Source organism: Polaromonas sp., assembly GCF_012927415.1.
Taxonomy (GTDB): Bacteria; Pseudomonadota; Gammaproteobacteria; order Burkholderiales; family Burkholderiaceae_C; genus Polaromonas.
The window spans coordinates 1-7,465 of the sequence record NZ_JABBPF010000132.1; the positions used below are offsets into that span (position 1 = coordinate 1).

At 62.1% G+C, this 7,465-nt stretch carries 5 protein-coding genes; 2 read left to right on the plus strand and 3 right to left on the minus strand.

The genetic code is table 11. The annotated features are described in order from the left end of the window. Together cphA (HHJ19_RS12005) and cphA (HHJ19_RS12010) are read right to left on the minus strand one after the other, a co-directional pair. On the minus strand, positions 1 to 1,679 hold a 1,679-nt coding region (gene cphA / locus HHJ19_RS12005; RefSeq protein ID WP_296907633.1), incomplete at its 3' end, for a cyanophycin synthetase. Next, positions 1,679 to 3,913: a cyanophycin synthetase gene (cphA, locus tag HHJ19_RS12010; protein ID WP_296907637.1), complete on the minus strand. Its 2,235-nt coding sequence runs from the start codon at positions 3,911 to 3,913 to the stop codon at positions 1,679 to 1,681. The genes cphA (HHJ19_RS12010) and cphA (HHJ19_RS12005), both read right to left, overlap by 1 nt. 330 nt (positions 3,914 to 4,243) lie before the next feature. Between cphA (HHJ19_RS12010) and HHJ19_RS12015 the strand changes: the two genes are divergently transcribed. Then, complete coding sequence (locus tag HHJ19_RS12015) at positions 4,244 to 6,649, plus strand: ABC transporter ATP-binding protein (RefSeq protein WP_296907638.1); 2,406 nt, start codon at positions 4,244 to 4,246, stop codon at positions 6,647 to 6,649. 14 nt (positions 6,650 to 6,663) lie between these two features. Then, positions 6,664 to 7,146, plus strand: a complete 483-nt coding sequence (locus HHJ19_RS12020; RefSeq protein ID WP_296907641.1) for a DUF1854 domain-containing protein — start codon at positions 6,664 to 6,666, stop codon at positions 7,144 to 7,146. 93 nt (positions 7,147 to 7,239) lie between these two features. Here HHJ19_RS12020 and HHJ19_RS12025 read toward each other — a convergent pair. Next, positions 7,240 to 7,465, minus strand: a 226-nt coding sequence (locus HHJ19_RS12025; RefSeq protein WP_296907644.1) for a phosphate acyltransferase, incomplete at its 5' end; no start/stop codon positions are given.

A 7,465-nucleotide genomic window follows, 5' to 3' on the forward strand; every position in this document is an offset into this window, starting at 1 on the left:
ACCCCGGCAACTTGACCGCGGTAAAAACCCAGGCCTTCGCGCAGCACGCCGCCTCGCGCCACTTCAAAGACGGCAGCGTCCACGTCCGGGTGCATCAACACGTTGCGCGCGCTCTTTGGTCCGCTGCAATCGCCGCTGTCGGTCTGCCGGCCATTGACGTAGACGCCGTCGGTGTTGGTCATGCCGGTGCGCAGGCCCTGCGCAGCAAGTAGATGCGCAATCAAGCGCGTGGTGGTGGTCTTGCCGTTGGTGCCGGTGACGGCAATGACCGGAATCCGGCCGTTGTCGCCCGTAGAAAATAACTCGTCAATCATGGCAACGCCGACGGCACGGCCCTTGCCGTACGAGGGTGAGAGGTGCATGCGCAAGCCTGGCGCGGCGTTTACTTCAACAACGCCGCCGTTTTGCGCTTCAAGCGGTCGCAGCACGCTTTCGCACACGACATCGACGCCGCAGATGTGCAGGCCCACCATCTGCGCGGCTGCCACCGCGCGGGCTGCGACGGCTGGATGCACGTCATCTGTGACATCGGTCGCGGTACCACCCGTGCTCAGGTTAGCGTTGTTGCGCAGGATGACGCGCTGCCCCTTGACCGGAATGGAGTCAGGCGTGAGCCCCTGCGCCTCCAGCTGGCCCACTGCAATGTCGTCAAAACGGATCTTGGTGAGCGAGGTGGCGTGGCCTTCGCCGCGCCGCGGGTCCTGGTTGACGATATCGACCAGTTCGCGCACCGTTTGCAAGCCGTTACCGGCGACTTGCGGCGGTTCGCGCCGCGAGGCCGCCACCAGCCTGTTGCCGACGACCAGCAGGCGAAAATCACAGCCGGGCAGAAATTTTTCCACCATCACTTCGCCGTGTCCGGCTGCTGCACAGTAGGCAAGTTCGAGTTGCTCGCGGGTGGTGATATTGACTGTCACGCCCTTGCCCTGGTTGCCGTCCTGCGGTTTGATGACGACGGGCAGGCCAAGCTGCAGGGCGGCAGACCAGGCATCGTCAATGTCACTTACCGGCCGACCCAGTGGCACCGGAACGCCCGCGGCGCGCAGCAGTTTCTTGGTAAGGTCTTTGTCCTGACCAATGGATTCGGCCACCGCGCTGGTGGTGTCCAGTTCCGCAGCCTGGATGCGCCGCTGGCGTGATCCCCAGCCAAACTGGACCATGCTGCCTTTGGTCAGGCGGCGGTAAGGGATATTGCGTGCGACGGCTGCATCAACAATCGCTCCGGTGCTGGGCCCCAGGCGCTCGTCTTCATTCAGACTGCGCAGTTGCGTGATGGCGTCTTCGAGGTTGAAGGCGGCATCGCGCAGGGCCGCGTGAATCAGCGTCTGCGCCAACGCCAGCGCCAGGCGGCCGACCGCCTCTTCGCAATATTCCACGATGACCTGGTAAGTGCCCGCTTCGATGGTGGCGGCGGTGTGACTGAAGGTGACTGGTGAACCGGCTGCGGCCTGCAGTTCAAACGCGGCAGCTTCGAGCACATGCGCCAATGAGAGCGGCCCAGCATGGCCGGTCTGGCGCAAGGCGCCCACGCCGGGAAACAGCGCTCGCACGCGCGCCTCGAAGTCTGGCAGCGTGCCGACCGAGCATTCGCTGGGGCTGCAGGCCACGATGGCTTCAAGCGCCGTGTGGCGACTCCAGAGGTTGGGCCCACGCAGGGCCCGTACGCGGGACACTTCCATCAGATTGCTCTCCCGGCAGGTTTTTCGGCGGACTCAAAGGCTTCCATGCCTGCTCCAATCAAGTTGAGCGGAATATCAAGCGCCCATGCAGCACCGATGGCTGCCAGCAGTGACTGCTCGGTAAACCCGCTGCCTTTGTGCCGTTCTCGCCAAACTGTCAGTTTCCCCAATCCGGGCAAGAGGGTTTCGGTGTTGTGCGTGGCCAGCACCACCTGATCCTGGCGCACATAGAGGGCGCGACCGCCGTCACTGCGCTGAGCCATGATGATCGGCATTTCGGGGTCGGTACTGTAGAAAATCACTTCACCGTCGCACAGCGTCTTCATTTCTACCACCCGCGAGTCGGCCGCATTGAGCACCGCAGCGCCACCGGGCAGGACCACATCCACTTGACAGCGTAGAACCTTGTACATCTGGTCATCCTCGGTGATGTCAAACTCGGCCAGGGCCGGGGCTCCGCCGAGGTCAGTCACCACGCCGACCTGGCAACGGTCGTAAGGAAGACCGCTGCGCAGGATGGTGTCGGCGCCGTTTTCGAACACGGCGGCCTGCATGGCACGGTTGATCAGCAGGCGCTGGCCAGCATCCCAATTCGAGCTGTCGGACGAGTCCACGCAACGCTGGTCCAGGAACAGACCGTCACGACAAGCCAGGCCGGTGTGTCGGCCCGACAGGTGCAGCAACCATGCGACCAGACGGGCAATGTGCTGGGTGCCATCGGATCCGGCGATGCCGACGATGGGAATGCGGCCATCGTTGTCGGGTTGGCCGTGGTCTGGTGTATCGGTGGCCTGCGGAAACAGGTGGTTGCAGATCGCCAGCCCGACCGGGCGGGGAGAGCCTTCAGCGGGCTTCAGGTGCATCAGCAGCCCCGGCCCGGCGTTGACTTCGACGATCGCACCGCCTTGCAGCTGCAGCGGCTGCGAAATATCCTGTGCCACCACATCCACACCTGCAATGTCCAGGCCCACGACGCGGGCAGCCAGCGAAACAAGGTGATCAACCTCGGGGTGAACCTCGTCGGTGCAATCGATGGCGACGTTGCCATTGCGCTGGATCAGCACCTCGCGGCCGTCGGCTGGAATGGCCTGTGGACTCAAGCCCTGGCGCTGCAGGTCAAGGACGATGGCCCCATCGTTCACGGTATTGATCTGGCTCAGCGGGAAGTCTTCTCCCAGGCCGCGCCGCGGATTGGTGTTGAGCTGGGCGTCCACCAGTTGCTCCACTGTCGAAAGTCCGTCGCCAACGACACAGGCCACTTCTCCACGGGCGGCAGCCACCACGCGGCCGCCCACCACCAGCAGGCGGTATTCATGGCCGCGTACGTAACGCTCGACCATCACCTCGCTGCCATGCGGTTCTGCCAGAAGAAATGCGGCTTGCACTTCTTCAAAGGTGTTCAGGTCCAGCGACACGCCCCGGCCATGGTTGCCATCAGACGGTTTGACGACTACCGGCAGGCCTATCTCCTGCGCTGCATCCCAGGCCTGCGCGGCAGAGGAAACAATTGCGCCTTCGGGCACAGGTATGCCGCAGGTGGCGAGCAGGCTCTTGGTAAGGTCCTTGTCCTGGGCAATGCCTTCTGCGATTGCGCTGGTCAGATCGGTTTCTGCCGTCCAGATGCGCCTTTGGCTGGCGCCATAGCCAAGTTGCACCAGATTGCCTTCATTCAGTCGGATGTGGGGAATTCCGCGTGCAGTTGCTGCCGCCACGATGGCTGCGGTGCTTGGGCCGAGGTAGCAGTCGTCGACCCTGGCGCGGATTTTTTCGACCGCTGCCGCGACATCCGCTGGACCATAGGGCTCGTCGTTGATGGCGGCCATCAGTAATTTATGCCCCTCATCCAGGGCCAAGCGAGCGACCTGCTCGTTCCTGGCGCGGAACACCATGCGGTAAACGCCTTTTCTGGTGGTGCTTCGGGTCTGGCCAAAACCGGTCGGCATGTCTGCCAAATTGAGCAATTCGATCACCACATGTTCGAGCACGTGACCGGCCCAGGTGCCTTCATTCAGCCGCTGCAAAAAGCCGCCCCGTTCACCGACGCCGCAGTAATGTTCAAGCAGGGCTGGAAGCAGGGCTGCCAGCCTGTCATTGAAACCGGGCAACTGGTTGCTGGGAAAGTCTTCGAGTGAACCGAGTTGAAGCCAGACCTCCAGTACGGGCCTATAAGTCCATATGTTGGGACCGCGCAGGTAATTGATGCGCAGTAGTTCGATGTTGTCCTGTTTGCTCATGGGGCAAATTTTCTGATGGTCAACCGGCCAGGCCGATGTAACGTTTTGATTCCGGCCGGGAAAATACCGGTAACGGGTGGTGATTGACTTTGGCGGTCGGGCTATTGCGCTAGCGGTTTCCCCCTGCGGGTGGTCAAAGCCTGTTTTATCACCCTTGTCAACTTTTTCAAAAACCGGCTCCGAGCCGGTATAACCAAATAGGACGCGTGGCAAGCGGCCTTGGGGGAAAATTCAGGTTTCTGCATCCATCCTCGTCACGGTCCGTCCAGGCACTAGTGCTACCACTGGCGGCAAGCCTGCACCAGGCAGGGCAAAAATTTAAAAAGCACAATGAAACATAAACACCCCGCGGACGACTCCGGTCCTGCCGAACGTGCCATGAAAGACCCAGGCTTACCACTCGCAACTGAAGAGAACGTATTGTGTACTCTGCTGGTTGACCTGAATCAACAACTTCGTTTCGCCCAGGGTCTGCTGGTCTTGACGGATCGCCGCCTGCTGACCCGAAGCCCGGAGGGGGTCTGGACCAGCTGGCCAGTCAGGGGAGCGGACGGCGGGCGGGCGCCCGGGCTGGCACTGCGCCATTTTGACCATGCTGGCGTGGGCACGCTCGAATTGCATGAGCTGGACAGCTCACCCGCCAGACGGCTTGCCAGCTGGCGTTTTACCCTTGGCGTCAATGCGCAGGCGCTGCGAATGGTCCGGCTGTTTGCGCAGCAGCAGACGCTGGGGGCACAGGATGGCTCGGCCGCCGCGCCGGTCCGGGCCCGGCAAGGCCGGCCCCCCGGGAGGCAAGAGACTTTGTGCCCCGAATGCGATGTGCCGCTACCGCCCGACAGCGACGTGTGCCCGGCCTGCGCCCCGGTGGTCCACACGCCGCCCTCGACCTGGGTATTGCTGCGCTTGTGGCGCTTTGCGCACCCTTACCGCTATCAGTTGTTGTCTGGATTTCTGCTGACGCTGGCCTCCACGGCTGCCACCCTGGTTCCCCCCTACCTGACGATCCCGCTGATGGACGAGGTGCTGATTCCATTTCAGAATGGCCAGAAGATCGAGCCCTGGAAGGTCGGGACGATTCTGGGTGCCCTGCTGGCGGCCGCCGTGCTGGGCTGGGCGCTGAACTGGGCGCGCACCTACATTCTGGCGCTGGTCTCCGAGCGCATTGGCGCTGACCTGCGTACCGCCACCTTCGATCATTTGCTTGATTTGTCGCTGGACTATTTTGGCGGCAAGCGCACTGGCGACCTGATGTCCCGGATCGGCTCGGAAACCGACCGCATCTGCGTCTTCCTGTCACTGCACGCGCTGGACTTTGCCACCGATGTGCTGATGATAGGCATGACCGCAGCCATCCTTTTTTCCATCAACCCCTGGCTGGCGCTGGTCACCTTGCTTCCCTTGCCGTTCATCGGCTGGATGATCCATGTGGTGCGTGACAAGCTGCGCACCGGGTTTGAAAAAATCGACCGGGTCTGGTCCGACGTCACCAACGTGCTGGCCGACACGATTCCCGGCATACGGGTCGTCAAGGCCTTTGCCCAGGAAAGGCGTGAAACGCAGCGTTTCCGCGAAATCAACCAGCTCAACCTGGCCGTCAACGACAAGCTCAACAAGACCTGGTCGCTATTTACGCCTACCGTTTCATTACTGACAGAAATCGGCCTTCTGGTGGTCTGGGCCTTCGGTATCTGGCTGATGTCAAAGCAGCAAATCACCGTGGGGGTGCTGACCGCCTTCATTGCCTATATCAGCCGCTTTTACGGCCGGCTGGATTCGATGAGCCGGATTGTCTCGGTCACGCAAAAAGCGGCGGCTGGCGCCAAGCGCATTTTTGACATTCTCGACCATGTGTCCAATGTGCCCGAGCCGGTTCAGCCGGTAAAAATAGGCGCGATGGCCGGCCGCATCGAAATGAAGGGCCTGGGCTTTCGTTATGGCAACCGGTCTGTCATTCGCGGCCTGGACCTGGAAATCCGGCCGGGCGAAATGATTGGCCTGGTGGGCCACAGCGGCTCTGGCAAAAGCACGCTGGTCAACCTGCTCTGCCGTTTTTACGACGTGACGGACGGGGCCATTCAGGTCGACGGCATCGACATCCGGCGCTTTGGCGTGGCCGACTACCGCCGCAATATCGGGCTGGTGCTGCAGGAGCCATTTCTTTTTTTCGGAACCATCGCGGAAAACATAGCTTATGGCAAACCCGGTGCCAGCCGCGCCGAGATCGTCGCGGCCGCGCGTGCCGCTCATGCGCACGACTTCATCCTGCGCCTGCCGCAAGCCTACGACTCGCTGGTCGGCGAGCGCGGTCAGGGCCTGTCTGGTGGCGAGCGGCAGCGCATTTCGATTGCTAGAGCCCTGCTGATTGACCCGCGCATCCTCATCCTGGACGAGGCGACTTCGTCGGTGGACACCGAAACCGAGAGGGAAATCCAGCGCGCGCTCGACAACCTGGTGCAGGGCCGCACCACGATTGCGATTGCCCACCGTCTGTCAACCCTGCGCAAGGCCGACCGGCTGGTGGTCATGGACCGTGGCCAGGTGGTCGAAGTCGGACCGCACGACGAGCTGATGGCGCGCCAGGGCCACTACTGGCGGCTCTATGAAGCGCAGTCGCGCCAGGTCGATGACAAAGGCGATGACAGCAGCGCGGCCGAAAGCAGCCGCAGCAGCAGTGTTGCCGTTGCCACTTCGCAGCTCAAGCACAGCGCCCAGCGGGCCGGCACAGGCAGCGTCTGATCCAGGAACTCATCATGATCAATTTCACCACTATCCCCGACTTTCAGCTGAGGCGCCAGCTTTCGGGCCGCCTGCAATTCACCAGCGCACACGGCGACTTGCACGAAGGCGTGGTGCCTGTGCGCGCCTTCCCGCTCGCCGCGCCTGACGAATGCATTTCGCTCGTCAGCACCGAAGGCCACGAACTGCTCTGGATCGACCGCTTGCAGGAATTGCCCGGCGAGATGCGCACGCTGCTGCAAGATGAGCTGGCCCTGCGTGACTTCGTGCCCCGAATTACGCAGCTCAAGAGCGTGTCCTCGTTCGGCACGCCCAGCCTCTGGACGGTGGAAACCGACCGGGGCGCCACGTCTTTCGTGCTCAAGGGCGAGGAAGACATACGCCGCCTGGGTGGCGGCGCGCTGCTGATCGCCGCCAGCGACGGTGTGCAGTACAGCGTCGCCGACATGCTGGCGCTGGACCGCGCTTCAAAACGCCTGCTGGAGCGGTTTCTTTGATGAAAAACTGCTTACGTCCAATACTTTCCGCTATTTGTAGCTATTAAAGTAATAGCAATCTGCGTGCAGTTCTTGAACGCAGGCAGATCGCCTTTACGCTACCGAGCTGGCGTTGGCAACGGCCAGCGCGGTCATGTTCAGGATGCGGCGCACGGTGGCCGAAGGCGTCAAGACGTGCGCGGTGGCGGCCGCGCCAAGCAGTATGGGTCCGATCGTGATGCCTTCGCCGCCCGTGACCTTGAGCACGTTGAACAGGATGTTTGCGGCCTCCAGATTGGGGCAAATCAGGATGTTGGCCTCTACCGTCAGCGTGGTCTCC